Annotated in this window: 23 protein-coding genes; 10 read left to right on the forward strand and 13 right to left on the reverse strand. The window is 37.3% G+C overall.

Features of this window, described 5'->3' with window-relative positions; genetic code table 11:
* Positions 1-52 precede the first annotated feature (52 nt).
* Positions 53-2,074, reverse strand: a complete 2,022-nt coding sequence (locus tag SOI85_RS05465; RefSeq protein WP_320663414.1) for an NAD(P)H-quinone oxidoreductase subunit 5 — start codon at positions 2,072-2,074, stop codon at positions 53-55.
* A gap of 46 nt (positions 2,075-2,120) precedes the next feature.
* The gene (locus SOI85_RS05470; protein WP_320663415.1) at positions 2,121-2,843 is read right to left on the reverse strand and encodes an NnrU family protein; all 723 of its coding nucleotides are present in this window, start codon (positions 2,841-2,843) and stop codon (positions 2,121-2,123) included.
* A 95-nt stretch (positions 2,844-2,938) separates the two neighbouring features.
* Here SOI85_RS05470 and SOI85_RS05475 point away from each other — a divergent pair, with 95 nt between their 5' ends.
* On the forward strand, positions 2,939-3,883 hold the full coding sequence (locus SOI85_RS05475; protein ID WP_320663416.1) for a LysR family transcriptional regulator: 945 nt from the start codon (positions 2,939-2,941) through the stop codon (positions 3,881-3,883).
* Positions 3,884-3,908: 25 nt separating this feature from the next.
* On the opposite strand, the gene SOI85_RS05480 is transcribed toward SOI85_RS05475, so the two are convergent.
* Positions 3,909-4,559: a DUF3172 domain-containing protein gene (locus tag SOI85_RS05480; protein ID WP_320663417.1), complete on the reverse strand. Its 651-nt coding sequence runs from the start codon at positions 4,557-4,559 to the stop codon at positions 3,909-3,911.
* Complete coding sequence (locus SOI85_RS05485; RefSeq protein ID WP_320663418.1) at positions 4,556-4,903, reverse strand: NAD(P)H-quinone oxidoreductase subunit M; 348 nt, start codon at positions 4,901-4,903, stop codon at positions 4,556-4,558. Before SOI85_RS05485 ends, SOI85_RS05480 begins: the two co-directional genes overlap by 4 nt.
* Positions 4,904-5,007: 104 nt before the next feature.
* Here SOI85_RS05485 and pds point away from each other — a divergent pair, with 104 nt between their 5' ends.
* Positions 5,008-6,384: a 15-cis-phytoene desaturase gene (pds, locus tag SOI85_RS05490; RefSeq protein ID WP_320663419.1), complete on the forward strand. Its 1,377-nt coding sequence runs from the start codon at positions 5,008-5,010 to the stop codon at positions 6,382-6,384.
* A 93-nt stretch (positions 6,385-6,477) separates the two neighbouring features.
* Complete coding sequence (locus SOI85_RS05495) at positions 6,478-7,419, forward strand: phytoene synthase (protein WP_414477777.1); 942 nt, start codon at positions 6,478-6,480, stop codon at positions 7,417-7,419.
* A 27-nt stretch (positions 7,420-7,446) separates the two neighbouring features.
* On the opposite strand, the gene SOI85_RS05500 is transcribed toward SOI85_RS05495, so the two are convergent.
* Together SOI85_RS05500 and SOI85_RS05505 are read right to left on the reverse strand one after the other, a co-directional pair.
* Entirely contained in the window at positions 7,447-7,875 is a 429-nt protein-coding gene (locus SOI85_RS05500) for an RNA-binding protein (RefSeq protein ID WP_320663420.1), read from the reverse strand.
* 70 nt (positions 7,876-7,945) lie between these two features.
* On the reverse strand, positions 7,946-9,157 hold the full coding sequence (locus SOI85_RS05505; RefSeq protein WP_320663421.1) for a CCA tRNA nucleotidyltransferase: 1,212 nt from the start codon (positions 9,155-9,157) through the stop codon (positions 7,946-7,948).
* Positions 9,158-9,182: 25 nt separating this feature from the next.
* Between SOI85_RS05505 and SOI85_RS05510 the strand changes: the two genes are divergently transcribed.
* On the forward strand, positions 9,183-9,434 hold the full coding sequence (locus SOI85_RS05510) for a Ycf34 family protein (RefSeq protein ID WP_320663422.1): 252 nt from the start codon (positions 9,183-9,185) through the stop codon (positions 9,432-9,434).
* A gap of 1 nt (position 9,435) precedes the next feature.
* Complete coding sequence (gene tsaB / locus SOI85_RS05515) at positions 9,436-10,086, forward strand: tRNA (adenosine(37)-N6)-threonylcarbamoyltransferase complex dimerization subunit type 1 TsaB (protein WP_320663423.1); 651 nt, start codon at positions 9,436-9,438, stop codon at positions 10,084-10,086.
* Positions 10,087-10,106: 20 nt separating this feature from the next.
* Here the strand turns inward: tsaB and SOI85_RS05520 are convergent, their stop codons facing one another.
* The 5 genes from SOI85_RS05520 to rpaB all read right to left on the reverse strand — a co-directional run bounded on the left by SOI85_RS05520 (position 10,107) and on the right by rpaB (position 14,884).
* Complete coding sequence (locus tag SOI85_RS05520; protein ID WP_414477778.1) at positions 10,107-10,787, reverse strand: lysophospholipid acyltransferase family protein; 681 nt, start codon at positions 10,785-10,787, stop codon at positions 10,107-10,109.
* Positions 10,788-10,790: 3 nt separating this feature from the next.
* The gene (gene fabD / locus SOI85_RS05525; protein WP_320663424.1) at positions 10,791-11,687 is read right to left on the reverse strand and encodes an ACP S-malonyltransferase; all 897 of its coding nucleotides are present in this window, start codon (positions 11,685-11,687) and stop codon (positions 10,791-10,793) included.
* Positions 11,688-11,713: 26 nt separating this feature from the next.
* Positions 11,714-12,733 carry a beta-ketoacyl-ACP synthase III gene (locus tag SOI85_RS05530; RefSeq protein WP_320663425.1) on the reverse strand — a complete coding sequence of 340 codons (1,020 nt, stop codon included), beginning with the start codon at positions 12,731-12,733 and terminating at the stop codon, positions 11,714-11,716.
* A gap of 63 nt (positions 12,734-12,796) precedes the next feature.
* Positions 12,797-14,131 (reverse strand): phosphate acyltransferase PlsX, encoded by a 1,335-nt coding sequence (gene plsX, locus SOI85_RS05535; RefSeq protein ID WP_320663426.1) that lies wholly within the window; start codon positions 14,129-14,131, stop codon positions 12,797-12,799.
* A gap of 6 nt (positions 14,132-14,137) precedes the next feature.
* Positions 14,138-14,884 (reverse strand): response regulator transcription factor RpaB, encoded by a 747-nt coding sequence (gene rpaB / locus SOI85_RS05540; RefSeq protein WP_320663427.1) that lies wholly within the window; start codon positions 14,882-14,884, stop codon positions 14,138-14,140.
* A 105-nt stretch (positions 14,885-14,989) separates the two neighbouring features.
* Here rpaB and radA point away from each other — a divergent pair, with 105 nt between their 5' ends.
* Positions 14,990-16,381: a DNA repair protein RadA gene (radA, locus tag SOI85_RS05545; protein WP_320663428.1), complete on the forward strand. Its 1,392-nt coding sequence runs from the start codon at positions 14,990-14,992 to the stop codon at positions 16,379-16,381.
* 32 nt (positions 16,382-16,413) lie between these two features.
* On the opposite strand, the gene SOI85_RS05550 is transcribed toward radA, so the two are convergent.
* The gene (locus SOI85_RS05550; RefSeq protein ID WP_320663429.1) at positions 16,414-16,935 is read right to left on the reverse strand and encodes a photosystem I assembly protein Ycf3; all 522 of its coding nucleotides are present in this window, start codon (positions 16,933-16,935) and stop codon (positions 16,414-16,416) included.
* A 147-nt stretch (positions 16,936-17,082) separates the two neighbouring features.
* On the opposite strand from SOI85_RS05550, the gene SOI85_RS05555 reads away from it, so the two are divergent.
* The 3 genes from SOI85_RS05555 to SOI85_RS05565 are packed head-to-tail and all read left to right on the forward strand — an operon-like array spanning position 17,083 to position 21,031.
* Positions 17,083-19,407, forward strand: a complete 2,325-nt coding sequence (locus SOI85_RS05555) for a cation-translocating P-type ATPase (RefSeq protein ID WP_320663430.1) — start codon at positions 17,083-17,085, stop codon at positions 19,405-19,407.
* Positions 19,404-20,039: a dTMP kinase gene (gene tmk / locus SOI85_RS05560; RefSeq protein WP_320663431.1), complete on the forward strand. Its 636-nt coding sequence runs from the start codon at positions 19,404-19,406 to the stop codon at positions 20,037-20,039. Before SOI85_RS05555 ends, tmk begins: the two co-directional genes overlap by 4 nt.
* An 11-nt stretch (positions 20,040-20,050) precedes the next feature.
* The gene (locus tag SOI85_RS05565; protein ID WP_320663432.1) at positions 20,051-21,031 is read left to right on the forward strand and encodes a DNA polymerase III subunit delta'; all 981 of its coding nucleotides are present in this window, start codon (positions 20,051-20,053) and stop codon (positions 21,029-21,031) included.
* On the opposite strand, the gene SOI85_RS05570 is transcribed toward SOI85_RS05565, so the two are convergent.
* The gene (locus tag SOI85_RS05570; RefSeq protein WP_320663433.1) at positions 21,028-21,825 is read right to left on the reverse strand and encodes a response regulator transcription factor; all 798 of its coding nucleotides are present in this window, start codon (positions 21,823-21,825) and stop codon (positions 21,028-21,030) included. The genes SOI85_RS05565 and SOI85_RS05570 overlap by 4 nt on opposite strands.
* Before the next feature lie 379 nt (positions 21,826-22,204).
* Between SOI85_RS05570 and SOI85_RS05575 the strand changes: the two genes are divergently transcribed.
* Positions 22,205-23,170, forward strand: a complete 966-nt coding sequence (locus SOI85_RS05575; RefSeq protein ID WP_320663434.1) for a GDP-L-fucose synthase — start codon at positions 22,205-22,207, stop codon at positions 23,168-23,170.
* Positions 23,171-23,192 lie beyond the last annotated feature (22 nt).

A 23,192-nucleotide genomic window follows, 5' to 3' on the forward strand; every position in this document is an offset into this window, starting at 1 on the left:
CTTTGAGTTCTGACATCATCTAGATAGGGGATGACACACAATTACTTAAGAACTAAAAGGTTGATGGCCCTAAAACTCCAAAGAGAGCAACTAAAGCTATTACACCGCCAAAAACAATGAGCGCATAAAATTGAGCCCTGCCAGTTTCAAAATATTTCAACCCTTCTCCACTACCAAGAGTTAAAAGACCAGTCAGATTAACAACTCCATCAACTACTTTTGCATCTACCTCCAAAACTTCACGTGCCAATTTTCTACTGCCACGAACAAAAATCTTTTCATTAATCTCATCTAGATACCATTTATTTGATAGAAAACGGTTAACCATAGAGAATCTTTTGACTACTAGTTGCTCTAGATCTAATCTTTTGAGGTAATAAGCAAAAACCGCAAGGGTAATTCCTGAAACTGATATAGCTACTGAAGCAACTGCTAATGGTAGGAATTGAGCCCAGCTAAAATGATTAGACATTTCTAATGCATCTATGGGATCCAAGAGAAAAGCAAATGTACTTTTCCAAGGAGTACCTAAGAAACCAATAAATACTGAGGGTATTGCTAAAGCTATTAATGGATAGGTCATAGGCCAAGGAGATTCATGCAATTCACCTTGATGATGTTGTTGCAGGTCATCTTCATGCTCTACCTCTTTACCAGCAGCATTAAGTAATTGTTTTTGAAGAGTTTCATCATTCCCTCTAAATGAACCCTCAAAAGTTAAGAAATAAAGTCTAAACATGTAAAAGGCTGTAAGCCCAGCGGTTATAAATCCAATAAACCAAAGAATTGGGAATGAATTAAAAGCCTCTCCTAAAATTTCATCCTTACTCCAAAAACCTGCCAAAGGAGGAATTCCACTTATAGCAACACAACCTATAAAAAAGGTAGTAGAAGTGATTGGCATTTTTTTTCTAAGCCCCCCCATTAATCGCATGTCTTGAGCAAGTATGGGCTCATGACCAACAACCTCTTCCATAGCGTGAATAACCGAACCTGACCCCAAAAAAAGCATGGCTTTAAAAAAAGCATGAGTTACCAAGTGGAACATCCCAGCGATTGGCGCACCGCATCCCATAGCAAGCATCATGTAGCCAAGTTGAGAAACCGTACTGTAAGCAAGGCCTTTCTTAAGATCCATTTGAGTCAATGCAATCGATGCACCTAACAAACATGTAATAGTGCCTACAATCGCTATAAAAAGTCCAATAATGGGGAATTGACTGTATAGAGGCTCAAGTCTTGCAACAAGAAATACGCCTGCAGCGACCATTGTTGCAGCATGAATCAAAGCAGATATAGGAGTAGGGCCTTCCATAGCATCTGGAAGCCAAACATGAAGGGGAAACTGAGCCGACTTAGCCATCGGTCCCATAAAGACCAAAAGACAAATTGTCACTGCTGCCCAAACTGGAACACTACCAGCTTCTATGGCATCAGAAAGACCAGTAGCTATTCCTTGAAAATCAAAACTGCCTGTAGCCCAAAACAGTCCAAGTATTCCTAATAAAAGACCAAAATCTCCAACTCTATTTACGACAAAAGCTTTTTGAGCTGCATGAGCAGCTCCTTCTCGTTGATACCAAAAACCAACTAACAAATATGAGCACATTCCTACCAATTCCCAAAAAACATATATCTCAAGAAGGTTTGGACTAACTATTAACCCCAACATTGAGCTACTAAATAAGGACAAATAAGTAAAAAAACGAACATATCCCTCATCATGTGCCATATAGCCATGTGAATAAATCATTACCAATAATGCAATAGTCGTTACTAAAGCCAGCATTACCGATCCAAGTGGATCAATAACAAAGCCCATTGGTAAAACAAAATCTCCAGCGCTTGCCCAAACAAACAAATGTTCAACAGAAGGTCCTCCAGCCATTTGTTCAGCAAGAACGAAATAACTCATTACAGCCGAAGCACCTACCAATGAAATCAAAGAGGTTGCAACTATTTTTCTTAACTTGTTTATTTCTTTGTTGAAGCTTATTAATCCCATCCCAGAAATTATTCCACCGATTAAAGGTAGAACTGGAATAAGCCAAGCTAATTCTGCGGCCGATGGCATTCTGATGCTTATTTTTTCTGAAGTCTAAGCACTTCATCTATAGAGTTCATTGAAATAAATTCAGAAAGGTTGAACTGCCCAAAGAAATAAAGCGATGAGACCACCAAATAACGCCAATCGCGATGCATATCCCTAGCTGAGAAGGCCTTAAAAACTCTTGAATGACTAATGTCTGACGACCGTCCAAGACTGCTAAGAATGGAATTACCGAAGTGTTTTTCTTCAATTCCTCAAATTCCTCTCCGAATTTGGCTTTTAATCTTCTATCTCCATGCCATATAGCAAAAAGATGATGCGCTATTAAGCCAATACAAGTAACGACCATAAAACTACTGCCAATCCACAGAACATGAGCTAAGCACCACAAAATTTGCCCAATCGCTTGTGGGTGTCTACTTATTCTTATAATTCCTTGCCCATATAATCTGACTTTGGGTTTAATTACTGCAGGTATTTCTAGAAGATTGTAAGTAGCTGGATATAAGAACAAAAAACTGATTGCAGTCAATATCCAAACAATCGGAATAACCCCAGTTATTCCATGGACGTTCCATAATCTAATTCCGTCATATCGATGAGCTAAGAAGTATCCAATCAAAATAGTTGCAGAGGGGATACTGGCTAAAGCAAATATCAGTCGCCAAGCTCTAGGACCAATTAATTTTTCTGCCTTCCCTCTAAGAGCAGCCCCACCACTGTGGACAATTGCAAAAACAATTATTAATCCCAACATCACAAAACTTGTGTGATGAATGTCACCAAGGAACATGTTTAAAAGAGCTTCGAAATCATTTTTAAATTCTGTTGTCTAGACATTGAACACGTAAAGTTTTTAATTTAAATGCTGTCTATTAGACGGCGATTATGTCTGAACTTCCCTTTACGCTAGATCAACTTCGTATTTTGAAAGCAATAGTTAATGAGGGAAGCTTCAAAAAAGCTGCCGATAGCCTATATGTGACTCAGCCGGCTGTAAGTCTGCAAATTCAAAATCTAGAAAAACAATTAGATATTACTATCTTTGATAGAGGAGGGAGAAAAGCTCAATTAACAGAAGCTGGAAAACTACTAATAATTTATTGCGAGAAAATACTTATTCAGTGCCAAGAGACTTGTAAAGCAATTGAAGACCTGAATAACTTGCAAGGTGGATCATTAGTTGTAGGAGCCAGCCAAACAACAGGAACTTACCTAATGCCAAGAATGATAGGTCTTTTTAGAAATCAATATCCTCTAGTAGCAGTCCAATTGCAAATTCATAGCACTAGAAGAACTGGCTGGAGCGTAGCTAATGGTCAAATTGATTTAGCAATCATTGGAGGTCAGTTACCTAATGAATTAAACGAAGTTCTTAATGTCACTCCATACGCAAATGATGAGCTTGCCTTAGTACTTCCTATTGATCATGATTTAGCTCAATCTGAGCAACTTGTAAAAGAAGATTTATACCAATTATCTTTTGTTACTTTAGATAACCAAGCTACTACAAGAAAAGTAGTAGATAAACTCCTTATAAATTCAGGGTTAGATATTCAAAGATTAAAAATAGAAATGGAACTCAATTCATTTGAAGCAATAAAAAATGCAGTTCAATCTGGATTAGGAGCAGCATTTCTTCCTGTCGTTTCAATTGAAAGAGAACTTTCTGCTGGCACTATTCACAAACAAAAAGTTACTGATCTCGAAGTTAAAAGAGAGCTCAAATTAATTACTAATCCTAGTCGATACAGCTCAAGAGCCGCGAATGCATTTGTAGAAAATATTCTACCCATTTTTGCTAGTGAAGAATCACCTCTCAAAAAATTCTAAATTTCTAGAAAATAAATATATCTAATTAGAAGCGTTTCGCCTCTTCAGTTACACCAACAGCATCATCTCCTTCTCCTTTAATAAGAAACTTATTATCTTCAAAATCAGCTTGATAAACGCATTTCACAATAGGTTTATCTCTAAGAGAACCAATATAAGCAAAAGTATTCATGCGCTGCTTACATTCTCTTACATCCTGACTTGAAATCGCACCCTGTTGTTGCAACACAGTCCAATTTTCTCTTCTAATAACGCATCCTGGCTGGAGAGCCGGTTGCGTAACAAAACTAGTTGATGGATTAAGCGTGGTAAAAATCTCAATATCTTGAACAAAAGCACTAGCTCCATAACTTTTACATATTTCAGGATCTGGAACAGCCAAATCAAGTTGATTTTGGCTTGCAATATTGCCAGTAGAACCTCCTGTATTAGTACTAACTAAAGTCCCTAGGCCTATTCCTAAAACGAGAACCCCTGCAAGTATTGAAATAGTCGCTGTATTCAATTTAATTGCACCACCAGTTGAAGCTTGGGAAGGCTGGCGTGAATCACGCCCATCTAAATAATCTCCATAGGATTCTCTTGATGAATATCGCCTCGATCCACCATCTCGCCGTCCTCTACCTGCCCCACCTTTCCCTGATGAAGGTAAGCGATTATATGGATAGCGGCTCATAATAAATCAGGAGTCCTAGGAAGTCCCATTGAATAATTAAGGACCCTTGAGTCTGGGTTATAGCTTATTTCTCCTACTTGAAGCAATTGTCTAATTGCTCCTTCCAACTCAGAACCAATTTTCCTCAGGGCATAATCACTGAGTTCTTTGCCAGTCTGGTTTTCCACTAATTCACGAAATTTAGAATTGATCTTATCGATGGCTGTCTCTGTCCATATAAATTCATTATCTGGATCAAGATCCATTGTCAGATGATCCTCATCTGAGACTAAATCATGATTCTCAACTCTCGCTGTAAATAGGCGAACATGACGTGTAGTGCTTTTTAAGAGGGTATCTGACATGCTTTTTTTTTTTTGGAAACGAGAACGATAAATAAAAGATCTTATTATCAATTAAATTTTAAATCAGATCTCTTCTTATAGTTGAATTTAGGTATTTAAAAATTATGCGTGTTGCTATTGCGGGAGCAGGACTAGCCGGATTGTCATGTGCAAAATACTTAGCCGATGCTGGACATACTCCCATCGTTTATGAAGCAAGAGATGTTTTAGGTGGAAAAGTCGCAGCGTGGAAAGATGAAGAAGGAGACTGGTATGAAACGGGTTTGCACATATTTTTTGGAGCCTATCCAAATATGTTGCAGTTATTTCGAGAACTAAAAATTGAAGATCGACTTCAATGGAAAAGTCATTCAATGATATTCAATCAACCTGAAGAACCCGGTACATATAGTCGTTTCGATTTCCCTGACTTGCCAGCTCCCATTAATGGAGTAGCAGCAATATTAAGTAATAATGACATGCTTTCATGGCCAGAAAAAATATCTTTTGGTTTAGGTCTTTTGCCAGCAATGATAAGAGGGCAGCAATACGTGGAAGAAAGTGATAATTACTCCTGGACAGAATGGTTGAAAAAACAAAATATTCCGGAAAGAGTTAATGATGAAGTATTTATTGCTATGAGTAAAGCATTGAATTTCATTGGGCCTGATGAAATTTCCTCAACTGTTTTACTCACAGCATTAAATAGATTTCTTCAAGAAAAAAATGGTTCTAAAATGGCATTCCTTGATGGCGCACCACCTGAAAGACTTTGCCAACCAATCGTTGATTACGTGAATAGTCTTGGTGGAGAAGTAGTTCTTAATAGTCCTCTCAAAAAAATCAATCTTCAGGAAGATGGCACTGTTGCAAATTTTGAAATTGGGGGAATTAAAGGGAAAGAGTTAGAAAGCATCGAAGCTGATGCCTTCGTTAGTGCAATGCCAGTAGATATTTTTAAACTGCTTATTCCAGAAAAATGGAAATCAATCGATTTATTCTCAAAACTAGATGGACTTAAAGGAGTTCCAGTAATAAATATTCATTTGTGGTTTGATCGCAAGCTTACTGATATTGATCACTTGCTCTTTAGCCGATCTCCTTTGCTAAGTGTTTATGCAGATATGAGTATCACTTGTAAAGAATATGAAGATCCCAATAGATCAATGCTTGAACTTGTTTTTGCGCCTGCGAAAGAATGGATAGGCAGAAAAGATGAGGAAATTATTGAAGCAACTATGAATGAGTTAAAAAAACTTTTCCCTATGCATTTTGAAGGAGAAGATAAAGCAATATTGAGAAAATATAAAGTTGTAAAGACCCCTCTTTCGGTTTACAAATCTGTACCTGGTTGCCAAAAATTAAGACCTAGTCAGGCAACTCCTATCAAAAATTTCTTTCTGACAGGAGATTACACAATGCAACGCTATTTAGCATCAATGGAGGGAGCAGTGTTAAGTGGAAAACTTTGTGCGGAAGCGATATCCAACCGCGACAAATGATGAAGGCCTCAGCAGAATTAATCTCTGCTAAAGCTTTTTATTATTGATAAAAGCTTTTTGAACTAAAGAAAAACAATTCTCATTACTATCTCCTTGGCAAACCTACACTTCGACTTAACAGAAGCTTATGAGTCCTGCAGAAAGGAAACCGCTCACTGGGCGAAAACCTTTTATCTAGGAACGATGCTTTTGCCTCCTCGAAAAAGAAAAGCGATTTGGGCTATTTATGTTTGGTGTAGAAGAACTGATGAGCTAATGGATAGCCCTGAAGCTCAATCTTTACCATTAGATGAACTGTCTGGACGATTAGACAAATGGGAAATTAAAACTAAAAAAGTTTTCGAAGGAACAGTTGCTGATGAACTTGATGCTGTAATGGCAGATACGCTGCAATGTTTCCCACAATCAATACAGCCTTATTTGGATATGATTGAAGGGCAAAGAATGGATTTAAGCTATAAAAGATATGAAACTTTTAAAGACTTAGAACTTTATTGCTACAGAGTTGCAGGAACTGTAGGTCTAATGACGCAAGGAGTAATTGGAATTGATCCAGCTTATATTTCCAAAAATGAGCAATCACATCCTGACACTTCTCAAGCTGCAATTGCTTTAGGGATTGCTAATCAACTAACAAATATTCTGAGAGATGTTGGTGAAGATAGGGCTAGAGGAAGAATTTATCTACCACTTGAAGATCTAAAACGTTTTGGTTATTCAGAAGACGATCTAATGGCTGGGAAAATTAATGATGAATGGAAAAATTTAATGGCTTTTCAACTCAAAAGAGCCAGAGAGTGGTTCGCTAAATCAGAAGAAGGTATTCGTTGGCTATCAGTAGATGCTAGGTGGCCTATTTGGACATCATTAAGACTCTATCGAGGAATACTAGATTCAATAGAAAAGCTTGATTACGATGTTTTTAATAATCGTGCTTATGTAAATACAATCACCAAGGCAATTAACCTTCCGATCTCTTATTTAATTTCAGTTGGAAATGAACGTTTTAAATTAAAATATATTGCTAAAAATTAATTATTTGAAAGTCTATTAGCCTATCGATTAAGCAGGGGTCTTCTGATTTGCTAGTAATTCCTTCAACTTAGAAAGTTCGCCTGCCCATCTGGGGTCTGGGGCCTCCTTGTTGGGGGCATCACTATGAACCACTTTCTTAACTTCTTTTCTATTAGCTTGTGAATTTCCACCTGCTGAATTGTTATTCCTACGACCTCCATTATTAGATTCTTTTCTTTCTGAACGTTCTACCCGCAAATTACTGCCATTAAATTCATATCCATTCAATTTTTCAATCACTTCATTAGCTACCTTTACATCACTAGTGCTTGCGAAACCAAAACCTCTGCATGCTTTTGTTTCCCGATCAAAAACTGCTTTGAAGCGAATTCCTTCACTTACAGAAGCAAGAAGCTCTTCAAGCTCTTTGATTTTGAAATTTTGCGGCAAGTTACCGATGTAAAGGCGAACGCTCATGGAAAAGAAGGTAAATAAGAGAGAAAAAGCATCATTAGGCAGGAACCTAATTCCAAGTGTGTGTAGTTAATCACAAAAAGGGTTGCTTTTGTTGCCACAAGTAATGAGCCAATTGAACAGCTTCTTCTCGAGTATGCAAACGATCAAATGCTTTTTCTATAGATAAGCATTCAAGAATCTCACCTAATAGAGGTCCTTGGTTTACTCCTAAGATTTCTTGAAGTTCAAATCCATCCAATGGAGATGAAGGATGAAAAAGTGGGTCATCAGGGTCTCTCCATCTTTTTAACCAAATTATTTGATCTTCTTTGGATAAATCAATAATCAAGGCTGGTAAATACTTCTCAAGCTCAATATGTAATTTATAACGATCATATTCTGTAATATTTGCAAATGCTATTTCTTTATTATTATTCTGCCATTTTCGTAAAATCTTACAAGTCTGTATATCTTTTTTACTGAAACATAATCTATTCAATCCAGTATCACTTAGCAAATAAACCAATCGATATAAAGGCAAAGCTAATGCCATTTCACTCAAATAAAAGCTTTTCGCATGCTCAGAAGGATGAAATTCAGGTATAAAAACTTTACTTTTATCCTGCCAAGGGCTCAAGAGACCTATTTGATCAATCTGTGGAATTACAGAATCAGCCCAATTGCCTTTTACAAGTTTTTGAATCTCATTTTTAATCCTTTCAGGCGCAACTTCCGGCAAAAGATTTGAATGTCTTTGTAAAATTGACTCTGTTAGAAAATCTAAAGATAAATTAAACTCACTCATTAACCTGAAACCTCGCAATATTCTCAAGGGATCCTCTATTAAGTTTTCTTCATTAATTGCAACAACCAGTTTATTTTTTAAGTCCATGATCCCATTAAATGGATCAACTATCTGGGGTTCTGAGCCCAGGGTTAGAGCTATTGCATTAATGGTGTAATCACGCCTAGATAGATCTTCCAATAAATTATCTCCTACTTGTCTGGCAACATCGATAGTCCAATCATTTAAAACCAATCTTGCAATATCTCTTTTCTCATCTAAAACAACACATTTTCCCTCTAACTTCTCAGCTAATTTCCTGACAAGATGAATTGCATCAGAGTGAACTATAAAATCTAAATCAGGCTTAAGATTCAATTTATTCAATAAAGCATCACGAACAGCTCCTCCCACTAAGGCACAATCACTTGGAAGTTCCTTACAATCAAAAGGCCAACTTGATAGATTTAATCTTTCAACTAACACTCGAGTTAGTAGACTTAGATCATCCTCATTCATTGCAAAATCCAATCCAGTCAAAGAAATGTGTATCTGCGTAGACTGTCAATGGGTAGATAGATGCAAGACTTACCATGCCGTAGAAAGGCAACATGGAGCACAGCATTTAACCTCCAATCCAGATTTTCAGGGAAACAATCCGCGTATTCATATAATTGTGAGGAATTTACCAAATAAAGACATTGAAACAGAATGGGACGTAAGAGGTTGTGGCAGTTTTGCAAAAGATAAAGGGAAATGGCTGAGATTACGTCCTGGAGAGGAGCTTCCTACCTGAATTGACTAAAAAAAATTTCCTCTTGGCTCTTCATAGTTCGTCTGCAATTCTTGGAGTGTCAATGATTGATTTAAGAGATCCTTCTAAAGAGATTCAAACTTCAACCTTTGATATAGGAAGAAAGCTTTCAAATGACATTTTTAGTTGTATTGAAGAAATATTACCCCGCAAACATTGGAATCAAATCCAACGATTATCAGTTGCTACTGGGCCAGGGAGCTTCACAGGAACTCGCATCTCAATAACACTTTGCAGAACAATTGCACAACAAATGCAATGCCATTTAGATGGTATTAGCAGTTTTGCATTAATGGCCAGAAGGTTACATCAAGAAGAATTGAAAGATAATTCAATTAAGCCTTTTTGGATTACAAGCATTCTCAAGCGAAGAGGAATAATTGGTGGCCTTTATCAAATTAAGAAAGAATCAGATTTACCTTATTGCGATCAAATAATAGAGATTCAGTCTCCTAAACTTCTCCAGAATAAAGAAAATAAATACAATGAATTAAAAGCGAATTATGATATTAAACTGGATACAATAGAGCTATTAAAAATCTGTCATTCAGCCAATAAAATTAAGAAAGAAAGTCCATGGCAAAAAGTTTTACCAATTTACCCTTGCTCTCCAGTTGATGAAAATAGAAAATAACGTTTCTATTTTCATCAACTTCATTTATGCGGTAAAAGACCCTGATCTATTAAAGAATTAATAGTTTCCTTTAAATGATTTGTTGTTTGCTCTAATTCAAGTTTTGATCTTTTAACTGGAGGAGGAATAGGTTTTCCAATTCTTAAATGAATAGGTATAAAACGTGGCCACCTATTACCTTTCCCCAGAGCTCGATGACTATTAATAATAGCAACGGGCAAAAGATAGGCTCCACTTCTTGAAGCTAATAATGCTGCACCTGCCATAGGGGTATTTACACGCCCATTTTCTTGCCTTGTTCCATCAAGAAAAACACCGATTGCTCGTCCTTTCTTCAGAATGTTTGTAGCAGTTTTAATTGCTTCACGATCACTACTGCCTCGACTGACAGGATATGCTCCACAAGATCGAATAATTTGAGAAAGAAGCGGAATTGCAAATAATTCTTTTTTAGCCATAAATGAGACTGGCCGCCCTAAGGCATGTCCCAGAATTGGCGGGTCTAAATCAGAACCATGATTTGCAACCACTACAAGTGGTCCTAATTTAGGGACATTGAAATTACCAAAAGTTCTTCCTCTAAAAAACAACCTGAAAAGTGGAAAGACAAAGCAATAGCTGACTATTGAATAAAAAAAACTTTGTTTATCTTTAGGCCATTGGTTATTGAGTGATGTTGAGTTTTTAATTATTTCTGTCAAAATTCAAATTCCCAAGTCACTAGATGAACCTATTTGATTTATTCCTACTCCTTTAATTGAGCGTTTAGCAAGACCAGACAAAACATTGCCAGGACCAATTTCTACCATGGTCGAAATACCTTCATTAACAAAAATCTCCATTGTTTCTCTCCAACGAACACCTGTAATCATTTGTTTTTTAAGTTTCTGCTTAAGAAGTGATCCACGTCTAGAAGGCATGGGATCTGAATTACTAAGAATGGGAAAATTCGCATCACGGAAGTTCACTTTATCCAATTCTTGATCAAAAAATTGTGATGCCTTCTGCATCAAAGGTGAGTGAAAGGCACCAGAAACTTGTAATGGTATAACTCTCTTACATTTAAGTTGACTAGAAACTATCTTTACTCCTTCGGGTGTGCCAGAAAGAACTACTTGGGAAGAACTATTATCATTTGCTATAACAACTCCCTCAGTAGAGAGAACTAGATCATCAAGTTGATTTCTATCAAATCCCAAAACAGCAGTCATAGCTCCATCTTCTGATGCAGCCATTAGTTCAGATCTTGTTTTAAGTAAATTCAAAGCAATTTCAACATCAAAAACATTTGCTGCATACAAGGCAACAATCTCGCCAAGACTATGTCCTGCAAGGAATGAAGCCTCACGACCTTGCCTTTTGAGTTCATCTACCAATAAAGATTCAACGACAAATAACGCAGGTTGAGTATTTCTAGTGTCATTCAGATCATTTAAGGGACTAATTCCTTCTTTCTCTTCTAAACAAATTTTCAAGAGATCTCTACCAAGAAGATCTGAAGCTAATTCAAACCTTTCTTTAGCACCAGGAAGGTTAATTACACCTTCGGCCATTCCTAATTTCTGCGATCCTTGGCCAGGGAATACCCATGCAATTGTCATAAAACCTCAAATTAATAGTTTAAAGACTAGTTCGGACCAATCCATCTCAAAAGAGCTGCTCCCCAGCTTAATCCAGCGCCAAATCCACTCGTCGCAATTAAATCACCAGATTTAACTCGACCATCTCTGACAGCCTCATCAAGCATCAAAGGAATGGTTGCAGCAGAAGTATTTCCGTAATTAGCTAAATTACTTAAAACTTTTTTATTGGGTATTTTAAAACGATCTGCCACAGAATCAAGAATGCGTTGATTCGCTTGATGTAAAAGCAACCAGTCCAACTGAGACGGTTTGATGCTATTCGAAATCAGAAGTTCATCTAAAACCAAAGGAACTTCGCGAACTGCAAACTTATAAACTTCTTGTCCATTCATTTGAATTGGAGAAAAACCTCCTTTTTGATACATTTTTCCAGGCACTAAAGTTTGAAACACATCAAGATTAGGAACATTTAGACAATCACCTCTGGAACCATCAGATTTCAATCTGAAATCAATGAATCCATCTAATCCATTAGGCTTCGCCTCCATAGCCAGGGCTCCAGCACCATCTCCAAAAAGGATGCAGCTTCCTCTATCGTCCCAATCAACCCATCTACTAAGTTGATCTGCACCTATTACTAATGCTCTCTTCACCGAACCATTTAACAGATATTGAGAAGCTGTAACCAAAGCAAATAGAAATCCACTACATGCAGCAGTTAAATCAAATGAAACGGCAGAAGTAGCTGACAAATTAGCTTGGATTTTTGGAGCAGAACCAAATAAATCATCAGGAGTAGAAGTAGCAAGTATGACTAAATCAATACTCTCTGGCTCCCAATCAGCCATTTGCAACGCTTGCCGAGCTGCTGTTGTGCTTAATTCTGTAAGTGATTCGTTTTTACCTAGTACTCGTCGCTGAGAAATACCAGTCCGACTTTTTATCCAAGAATCATTAGTCTCTACACGCAGACCAAGTTCATCGTTTGAGATGACTTGGGTTGGTTTAGCGCTCCCAGTGCCTACGAAATTGACACCAAAATTGTTTTTAGGTGCTCGTGTCAAAGTTGAAAAAGATTCAATATTTTATTAGTCAATCACACCCTCGTCACTTGCAGTTCGTAAATTCTAGTTACTTAAGGCTAAAGGCTGCTGAAGTTTGGCCAAATCCTCCATTACTCCATGGCTTGCTGCGGAGTGAGCAAGCCTAAGCGCGCTAACAACTGATAGGGATTTACTACTTCCATGACCAATAACGCAAATTCCATTTACACCTAACAAAAGAGCACCTCCGTGTTCAGCATGATCAAGGCGCTTTTTAATTCGTTTTAAATTACTTCTTAGAAATGCTGACCCAACCTTACCTCTTCTTCCTCTAGGCAATTCAGCTCTTAAAACATCCAACAAAACGCTTCCTACTGACTCCAAAAATTTTAAAAGCACATTACCTGTAAATCCATCACACACAACAACATCGAATTTCCCAGAAAGTACATCTCTTCCCTCACAATTACCCTTAAAGTAAAAACTATTGTCTTGATCCAACAGCTCAAAAGCACTTAAACAAAGATCATTACCTTTACAAGACTCTTCCCCAATATTTAACAACCCAATTCTTGGCTTTTCCACTTGCAAAACATCTCGTGAATATATATTCCCAAGTAAAGCAAATTGGTGAAGATATGCAGGTTTGCAATCCATATTTGCGCCAACATCTAGAACTAAAACTGGTTGAGCAGGATCTTTCGTAGGGAATAATGCACCTATAGCAGGCCTATCAATTCCCTTTAATCGACCTAAGCGAAAAATGGCAGCAGCCATTAAAGCTCCGGAATTACCAGCAGAATAAACTGCTAAAGCTTGACCCTTCTTAACTAGGTCCATTGCAACATTTATGCTTGCATGTTTTTTCTTTCTTACAGCAGTAGCCTCCTCATTCATTTCTATAGATTCACCTGAAGGGACTAAGTCAATATGACCTTCAGAAATTGCTTGCTCAAGTAATTCTTCTAATCCAAATTCTTTAGCTGCAGCATTAATTTTCTCAAGTTGACCTACAAATTTTATTTTCAAAGGAAGTCTGGAAATGGCCTCTATACAGCCTTCTAATATTGGTCCAGGGGCATAATCTCCACCCATCCCATCTACTGCTATCCACAAACGTTCAGAATCTTTAATAGCAGGCTTTTCAACCCCCGCTTCTCCACCTTGCAACCTTCTTAGTGGATCAAAGACTAGTGGCTGAAGAGTATTTTTAGCGATCGAACTAGCATTGGTTACGACAGAGCCAGCATTAGATACCACTGATCCAGCAACTGATCCAGCAACTGATCCAGCAGCGGAAGCGGAAGTTGTGGCTGTATCAACAAGAGTTGTAACGGCTGCATTCCTCCTATACCAAATAACTAATCTTCTTATTGCTCTAGAGCGATTTACTTTTCCTCGAGAATCATTATTTTCCACGAATCTTTAATTCCCATCAAGCGTTAGTGAATCAACAATTCGCTGAAATAAATATCCAGTTCCTCTCGCCGTAAGAATTAACTCAGGATTTGCGGGATCAGCCTCTAGTTTTGAACGAAGTCTGGAAATATGAACATCTACAACTCGAGTGTCAACGTGCCTTTCAGGAGTATATCCCCAAACCTCTTTCAATATTTCGCCCCGACTAAAAGGCTCTCCTGAGCGACTTACTAACAGCTCAAGCAAACTGAACTCCATGCCGGTCAGGCGAATTCGTTCATCTGCTTTAAATACTTGTCTCTTATTCGTATCAATTCTTAAATCGGTTACCGCTATAACACCAGAATTAGGCAATCCAGCAATGTGTTCCTTTTCAACTCTTCGAAGAACACATCTAATTCTGGCTTCTAACTCTTTTGGGCTAAAAGGCTTAACCACATAATCATCAGCCCCCAATTCAAGTCCAGTAATCCTATCTGCGACATCACCCAATGCAGTCAACATAACTATTGGAACATCTGACTCTTTACGAAGTTCCTGACAAAGTCCATATCCATCTAACTTAGGCATCATTACATCGACAACAACTAAATCTGGCTCACAATTCCTAAAAAGCTCTAGAGCTTCTTTACCATCGCATGCAGTTAAAACTTGATACCCGATCATGGATAAACGGGTTTCCAATATCCTCCTGATACTGGCTTCGTCGTCAGCAACGAGAATGGTTTCTTTAGATGGACTGATTGCCGTCATTTTAAAAAAGACTGCGGCGGCGACAAAAGTCGAACCCTATGAAACTTTCAAGTTCCATAAAGACCATAGGTATTCAACTACAGCAAACTTCCTTTACACAACTTCGTGAACAGATCTGTTTCTATTTTTGTCTGTCAAAGCTGTGGAGCTGAAACCAGACAATTCTTTGGAAGATGCTCCAATTGTGGAGAATGGAACTCAATTGTCGAGGAAATCAGAAGTAAATCATCAGCTAGTTCTAGAAAAAAAAGAACTCAAATTGATCAAAAATCTTCTTCACATCGATCTGAAATAATTTCCTTAGAAAAAGAGCAATCTTTTAAAAGAATCTCAACTGGATATCAAGAGTTTGACAGAGTTCTTGGAGGTGGCATTGTTCCAGGCTCACTGATTCTGGTAGGAGGAGACCCTGGGATTGGGAAAAGTACTCTTTTATTGAAAAGTGCCACAAATATGGCATTAAGTAATCGTATTTTGTATATCACCGCAGAAGAATCAGCTCATCAAGTACGAATTAGATGGAAAAGAATCAATCACGGTGAATCAAAGCTTCATTTACTTTCTGAAACAGATCTAGAAGAAATAATTGAAGAGCTTTATCAGTTCAATCCTGAAGTTGTAATAATTGACAGTATTCAGGCTTTAAATAATGAAAATTTAACTAGCGCTCCTGGTTCTGTAGCTCAAGTCAGAGAATGTTCAGCATGTTTACAAAAAGTCGCTAAAAAGAGAAATATAGCTTTATTAATTGTTGGTCATGTTACCAAAGAAGGTGCATTAGCAGGGCCAAAAGTACTAGAACACCTTGTAGATGCTGTCCTTACATTTGAAGGAGACCGACTTGGAAGTCATAGATTACTAAGAGCGATAAAAAATCGATATGGCGCCACCAATGAGTTGGGAGTATTTGAAATGCAAGGAGATGGTCTTCTTGAAGTCCAAAACCCTAGTGAGTTATTTCTAAGTAATGAATCTGCTTCTGGGATAGCAACAATTGTTGCTTGTGAAGGTTCAAGATCAATCGCAGTAGATCTTCAGGCTCTAATTAATCCAAGTACTTATGCAACTCCAAAAAGAACTGCAACAGGAGTTGAAACAAACAGATTACATCAAATATTGGCCGTTTTAGAAAAACATATAGGGCTGACACTTTCTCGTCATGACTGTTATTTAGCAGTCGCTGGAGGATTAGCCGTTGATGAACCAGCAGCTGATTTAGGAATAGCTATGGCAATAGTGTCAAGTTTCAAAAATATAGAGATACCTAAAAAAACCATTCTGATTGGAGAGATAGGACTCGGAGGACAATTAAGACCTGTAAAACAAATTTCACAAAGAATTCAAGAAGCAATTCGCCTTGGTTTTGAGATTGCTGTAGTACCCGAGGGGATATCTTCTAATGAATTAAAAAGCATAAAGACAAAAGATATTCAGCTGATCAAAGTTTCAACTATTCAAGATTCTTTATTCGAGGTCTTAGGCCTAAAATCTAATTAAATGAAAAAATAAGTACCAGGAAAATATTTAGGTCACAAGATAATGTCAATATTTCTTCCACCTGTAGTTTTCAGCCAATTTTCTATATCTAAATAGCCACCTGGATAAAGCCTAACTGCCTTGCTCCAAACATCTGCTGCTCTATCAAACCAAATATCACTTTCATCTTTATTACCTGCCTGTTGAGCTATCCGGCCACGTTTCTCATAAATTAAACCCATATTTTTCAAACAAGAAGGTTGCTTAGGATTCTCAACTAAAGCCTTCATATAAGTTTCTAATGCCAAGTCTTCATCACCATTACTCATATAGATAATCGCCATGTTTTTGAGGGTTTCACTCCTGTCTATGGCATTATCCTCGAGTTTCAAGCTTTCCTCATAATTTTCAAGGGCTTCGGAATAGTCACCATCATTTTGTGCAGATAGTCCATCTCGATAGTAGATATATGCTTGCTTCTCTTTAGAAGCAATAGGCATCATCTTGACAATCGTTTCTGCAAGTACTGTGAAAGCCTTGTCAATAAAATTGTCTTTGTTTTGACTGCGAGGCACAACAAGCTCTATTCACTGACTTCGTATACCATCCTGCCTTGATTTGGTGGATTTGGGTGATAATCCTTAAATAAATTGTTTGTATTGAGCAATTGACACTATTAATTAGTTATTAGCTTTAACGTATAGATACAACTATTTCGATCCTTGAATCGCCAAGACGTTACTTCAAAAAAGGACTCTGTCTTACTTGATATAGAGGGAATGAAGTGTGGTGGATGTGTTCGTACTGTTGAACAACTTCTCTGCGATCAACCAAATGTTCTTAAAGCAAGTGTAAATTTAGTGACAGGAACTGCATGGATAGACCTTAGTTCTTCGGAAAAGAAAATTGACAATATTCTCTCGGCTCTTGCAGATCATGGATTCCCATCAAAAGAAAGAAACGAAACAAATTTAAGTAGCAGAACTGCCTCAAGCGTTGCTGCAAACCAATCATGGTGGAACCAATGGAAGCAACTAATGATTGCTCTTGGTCTACTTTTTCTTTCAATTCTAGGACATTTGGCCGAGGGAGGGAATATTGACCTGCCTGTAATTGGAACATTACCTTTCCACGCATGTCTTGCAACGTTTGCGTTATTTGGTCCAGGATTACAAATACTCAAAAAAGGTCTTCAATCTGGTTTGAAGTTGAATCCAACAATGGACAGTCTTGTTGGACTTGGAGTAAGTAGTGCCTATATAGCTAGTCTTGTTGCTTTGATTTGGCCTCAGGTTTCATGGCCATGTTTCTTTAATGAACCCGTAATGCTCCTTGGATTTGTACTGGTAGGGAGATTTTTAGAAGAACGTGCACGTTTTAGAACAAACAAAGCACTCACTGAATTGGCTCAGTTACAACCTGAAACCGCACGGATTTTCATAAATCAAAACGAAATACGTGAGGTTAGAGTTGGCGCTTTGAAACCAGCGGAACATATCCAATTACTAGCAGGTGATCGTGTACCTGTTGATGGAGTAGTCATAGAAGGTAATTCAGCTGTTGATGTTTCTAGCCTGACTGGAGAATCTTTGCCTTTAAATGCTTCTCCTGGCACTGAACTATCTTCTGGAAGTCTCAATTTAGAAGCTACTCTCATTTTCAAAGTAACAAGGATTGGTTCAGATTCAGCTTTAGCTAGAATTGTCGGATTAGTAGAGGAAGCACAAGCCAGGAAAGCTCCTATACAAGGTTTAGCAGATCGAGTGGCAGGGAAGTTTTGTTATGGTGTTATCTTTCTTTCGATTTCTACGTTTATTTTTTGGTGGCAAATAGGTGTAAAACTGTGGCCTGAAGTTTTAAATGCATCAGGGCAAGGCATGATGCATCATCATGGTGTACATGCTGCGTTAGGAAGCCAAGCTCAAACCCCTTTAGGCCTTGCATTACAACTGTCTATAGCCGTTCTAGTTGTTGCCTGTCCATGTGCATTAGGTTTAGCTACCCCAACAGTAATAACTGTTGCAGCTGGAATTGCAGCAAAACGGGGATGGCTCTTCAGAGGTGGCGATATTATTGAACGTGCAGCTTCCATAAAGCAAATTATCTTTGATAAAACGGGTACACTGACCATTGGAAGACCATTAGTAATCGAATGCTTATTGAGTAATGATGAAGAGAGAATGTTACAACTAGCTGCAAGCCTAGAGCAAAATAGTCGTCATCCAATTGCTCATGCAATCTTACAAAAAAATCAGCAACAACAATTACCTCTATTAAATGCTTCTGTAACTAAAACATTTCCTGGGGAAGGAATCGCGGGAGAACTTGATGGAATTGATGGAACTATACGTATAGGGAAACCTGAATGGATTCGAAGTAAAGGAATTAAATTACAGAAAGGTGTAGAAAGAGTCCTAGACGATTCAAGTACAAAAGGCTATTCAATTGTTGCAGTTGCACTCAATACGGATCTACTTGGATTAATAAGTATTGACGATCAAGTTAGACATGACGCTAATACATCATTACAAAGATTACGCAAACAAGGGCTCAAGTTAAATATGCTTAGTGGAGACAGGCGTAAAGCAGTTGAACGCTTAGGAGAAAAATTAGGTTTTGAGATTGATGAACTTGGATGGGGGCTATTACCTGATCAAAAGCTACAGAGAATTAAAGAGCTTCAAATACATATGCCCATTGCAATGGTTGGAGATGGCATTAATGATGCTCCAGCACTTGCTGCCTCAGATCTAGGAATAGCAGTTGGTACAGGTACACAAGTTGCAAAAGATTCAGCGGACCTTGTACTACTAGGTGATCGACTAGAAGCACTACCAGAAGCACTTTTATTAGCCAAAGGGACAATGTATAAAATTCAACAGAATCTTTTTTGGGCATTTGGTTACAACATGATTGCTTTACCTCTTGCAGCAGGCGTTCTGCTACCACAATTCGGATTATTACTATCACCTCCGTTAGCAGCATTTTTAATGGCATTAAGCTCAATCACTGTTGTCCTAAATGCCCTCTCATTGAAAGGAAAATGAAAGGTCGCCTGATTGTTCTTGAAGGAATTGATGGCTGTGGGAAAAGTACCCAAATCGACCATCTCACTCAATGGTTACCCACGAGTGGAGTAATGCCTAAAGCCTCAAAATTACATGTCACACGAGAACCTGGTGGTACTGCACTCGGTACCTCGCTAAGACAAATATTGCTTGGCTCTACAAAAGAAAATTCTCCAGAACCACTGACAGAACTTCTCTTATATGCCGCAGATCGCGCTCAACATATTTCTCAAATCATATTGCCTGCACTGCAACAAGGTGATTGGGTTCTAAGTGATCGATTTAGTGCCTCAACAACTGCCTATCAAGGCTATGGGAGAAATATTGATATGGAACTAATTAGGAAACTTGAAGAGATAGCTACGCAAGGTATTTCGCCAGATCTAACTATCTGGCTAGATATCGAAATAGAAAAAAGCTTCGAGAGAAGAGTTCAAAAGTCGAAGGATCGAATTGAAGCAGAAGGAAAAAATTTTCTAGAAAAAGTAGCATTTGGTTTCGGCGTACTCGCAACAGAACGTAATTGGTTAAGAGTCTCTGCAGATAATGAATGCAATTTAGTAAGTACTCAAATTGAAAAATCTATAAAAAAATATTTCGAAAATTTATAAAATCAATAAAAATGTTAATTAGCAATAGAAATGAAGTATTCGAAGAAATTATTGGTCAAGTATCTGCAATTAATTTGTTAGATGCTGCAATTCAAAAACAAAGAGTAGCACCTTCATATCTTTTCAAAGGTCCGGAAGGTGTTGGACGAAAATTAACTGCAATAAGGTTTTTAGAAGGTTTAATAAAAAATGCCGAACAGCCAAAATCTGATATAAGAAAACGTTTAGAAACACATAATCATCCTGATCTTCTATTGATAGAGCCAACTTATATGCATCAAGGTAATCTCATTACACAAACGAATGCTGCGATTGAAAACCTTAACTTTCGTACCTTGCCACAAGTTCGTCTAGAGCAAATTAAAATTGTAAAAAGATTTTTAGGGAAAAAGCCAGTTGAGACAAAACGAGGAATGGTAATTATTGAAGATGTACATAATATGAATGAATCGGCTGCAAATGCATTATTAAAAACTCTTGAAGAGCCTAATCAAGGAATATTCATATTAATTTCATCACGGCCTGAATCTCTTCTCAGTACAATTCGATCGCGTTGCCAGGAAATTACTTTTAATCGTTTAAATAAAAAGGAAGTAAATGAAGTATTAGACAGAAAAATGAATAATACAATTGATATTTCAAATATTGTCCAGCAAAAAGAATTTGTAAATCTTGCAAATGGTTCGCCTGGATTAATGTTAAAGAATTTAGAGATTTGGGAAACAATTCCCGATGAATTATGGACAGATCTAAAGAGTTTACCTAACAATAACCCTATAGAAGCATTGTCTTTAGCAAAAAAATTAACAGAGAAACTAGATTCTAATGAACAAATTTGGCTAATTGGATGGTTACAGCAATATCTATGGAATAAAACAACTGATTCTAAGATTATTAGACAACTAGAAACACTCCGTAAGCAAATAAAGGCCTTTGTAAGTCCAAGACTCGCCTGGGAAGTTACATTATTGAAATTACAGGAAGATCTTTAAGCTATAGCTGGATGTTCTTTGGGAACATGGATTCCTTTCTCTTTCCTGTAGCTAGCAATTAAATCCGAAAATTCTTTCACTTGTCCATCCTTTGGAAGCTCTAAGCAATACCCTGCTCCATAAACTGTTTTTATAAATTTAGGCTTTCTTGGATCAGGTTCAAGCTTCGTTCTCAAATGTCTTACATGAACCCGAATAGTCTCAATATCATCATCTGGTTCATAACCCCAAACCTCCTTCAAAATTAATGAAGGAGCAACTGTTTGTCCATGCCTTTGAAGTAAACAATGAAGCAATTCAAATTCAAGATGGGTTAATCGAACTGGCAAGTCAAACCAAATAGCCTCAAATCTCTCAGGTACTAGGGTTAAAGGTCCATAATTCAATATTTCTTGCTGGCTAACCGCTCCTACAGGGGCTCTATTTGTTCTTCTTAAAAGTGCTTTAATTCTTACCTGTAACTCTTCAAGATCAAATGGCTTCGTAATGTAATCATCTGCACCAGAATTAAAACCAGTTACCTTATCTTTTGTTCCAGCTAAAGCAGTAATCATAAGTATTGGAATATTTGCAGTTCTTTCATCTCGCCTCAATCGTTGGCAAAGAGTAAGTCCATCAACTTTAGGTAGCATAAGATCAAGAAGTATTAGATCAGGCTCATACTGAAGAGCAAGAGCTTGTCCTTTAATTCCATCTTCAGCTTTTTGGACATCGAATCCAGTATGAGTTAAATGTCCTGCAACCAGCTCACGCATATCCTGGTCATCTTCTATTAGCAAAATACAAGGCTTCATGTAACCAGACTTTGAGTAAGTAAATAAACAGCAAAATGCTGTTTAAAAATAGTGCTTACGATTCTCTCAACATTTTGTTTTTTATGCAGAATTAATAAAAAGAGGATAAAAGCACTAAAAATACGCAAACCTCTTAGCTTCACAGGTGTTTCTCCATTTTACAATGTCAAAACAGCTTGTGTGTCTTTAGAAAGTCTTTCGATTTACGAAGCATTCTGTTAAGGATTTCATAAAAACCTTACATTCAATTAATTCAATTTTTACAAATAGATAAACCTGAGAAGAAGCTGAAGACCGTTTTCTTACTCAGTTTTCACTGACTAAGAAAACGGTAAAATCATACAAGAAATGGAAATTTACAAGAAAAAAGATCTGAAAAATGACATCACTCATAGGTAAAAGCGATCGCATATTTGTTGCAGGCCATAAAGGCATGGCAGGAAGCTCAATTATACGAGCACTAGAGAAAGAACATTACACAAATCTTCTAACTGCATCCAGACAAGATCTGGACCTTAGTGATATCAATAATGTTCACAATTGGTTTAAGAATAATCGACCAGAAGTAGTAGTAATTGCAGCAGCAAAGGTTGGAGGAATTAAAGCCAATGAAAGTTTTCCAGTTCAATTTCTATTAGAGAATATGAAAATACAAAATAATGTAATAGAAACAGCCTGGAATGAAGGAGTGAAAAGATTATTGTTTTTAGGAAGTAGTTGTATATATCCAAAATATGCTCAACAACCAATAAAAGAAGAAGACTTATTAACAGGAAGTTTAGAACCAACAAACGAATGGTATGCAATTGCCAAGATTAGCGGGATCAAGCTTTGTATGGCATTAAAACAACAATATGATTTTGATGCTATTAGCCTTATGCCAACTAATCTTTATGGTCCTGGAGATAATTATCACTCTATAAATAGTCATGTTTTACCAGCTTTTATAAGAAGATTTGATGAAGCTATTAATAATAAAGAAGAAAGCGTCACTTGCTGGGGGAGTGGTTCACCAATGCGAGAATTCCTTCATGTCGACGACCTCGGAGAAGCATGTGTTTTCGCCTTGGAGAATTGGAGACCAAATAAAAACGACATCCAACATTTAAATGTTGGCACTGGAGTTGATATAACAATAAAAGAACTTGCTGAAGAAATTGCCGAAATAGCAGGTTTTAGTGGAGAAATAATCTGGGATTCAAGCAAACCTGATGGGACTCCAAAGAAACAATTAGATATAAGTCGCTTATCTCAAATGGGATGGAAATCTAAAATAAAATTAAGAGAAGGGCTGAAGAAAACCATATATTCATTTAGAAATCAAAAAGACAACATAAGATTATAATCAAAGCATAAGTAATTATTTT

It is taken from the genome of Prochlorococcus sp. MIT 1223, from assembly GCF_034092465.1.
In the GTDB taxonomy this organism is placed as follows: domain Bacteria; phylum Cyanobacteriota; class Cyanobacteriia; order PCC-6307; family Cyanobiaceae; genus AG-402-N21.

Bases quoted from the DNA above. Each gene is read 5' to 3' on its own strand.
- SOI85_RS05570 (WP_320663433.1), bottom strand. From the start codon at position 21,825: ATGAAGCCTTGTATTTTGCTAATAGAAGATGACCAGGATATGCGTGAG.
- SOI85_RS05485 (WP_320663418.1), bottom strand. From the start codon at position 4,903: ATGTCAGATACCCTCTTAAAAAGCACTACACGTCATGTTCGCCTATTT.
- SOI85_RS05475 (WP_320663416.1), top strand. From the start codon at position 2,939: ATGTCTGAACTTCCCTTTACGCTAGATCAACTTCGTATTTTGAAAGCA.
- SOI85_RS05465 (WP_320663414.1), bottom strand. From the start codon at position 2,074: ATGCCATCGGCCGCAGAATTAGCTTGGCTTATTCCAGTTCTACCTTTA.
- SOI85_RS05565 (WP_320663432.1), top strand. From the start codon at position 20,051: ATGTTAATTAGCAATAGAAATGAAGTATTCGAAGAAATTATTGGTCAA.
- SOI85_RS05500 (WP_320663420.1), bottom strand. From the start codon at position 7,875: ATGAGCGTTCGCCTTTACATCGGTAACTTGCCGCAAAATTTCAAAATC.
- SOI85_RS05510 (WP_320663422.1), top strand. From the start codon at position 9,183: ATGTGTATCTGCGTAGACTGTCAATGGGTAGATAGATGCAAGACTTAC.
- rpaB (WP_320663427.1), bottom strand. From the start codon at position 14,884: ATGACGGCAATCAGTCCATCTAAAGAAACCATTCTCGTTGCTGACGAC.
- SOI85_RS05575 (WP_320663434.1), top strand. From the start codon at position 22,205: ATGACATCACTCATAGGTAAAAGCGATCGCATATTTGTTGCAGGCCAT.
- SOI85_RS05505 (WP_320663421.1), bottom strand. From the start codon at position 9,157: ATGAATGAGGATGATCTAAGTCTACTAACTCGAGTGTTAGTTGAAAGA.
- tmk (WP_320663431.1), top strand. From the start codon at position 19,404: ATGAAAGGTCGCCTGATTGTTCTTGAAGGAATTGATGGCTGTGGGAAA.
- fabD (WP_320663424.1), bottom strand. From the start codon at position 11,687: ATGACAATTGCATGGGTATTCCCTGGCCAAGGATCGCAGAAATTAGGA.
- SOI85_RS05470 (WP_320663415.1), bottom strand. From the start codon at position 2,843: ATGTTCCTTGGTGACATTCATCACACAAGTTTTGTGATGTTGGGATTA.
- pds (WP_320663419.1), top strand. From the start codon at position 5,008: ATGCGTGTTGCTATTGCGGGAGCAGGACTAGCCGGATTGTCATGTGCA.
- SOI85_RS05480 (WP_320663417.1), bottom strand. From the start codon at position 4,559: ATGAGCCGCTATCCATATAATCGCTTACCTTCATCAGGGAAAGGTGGG.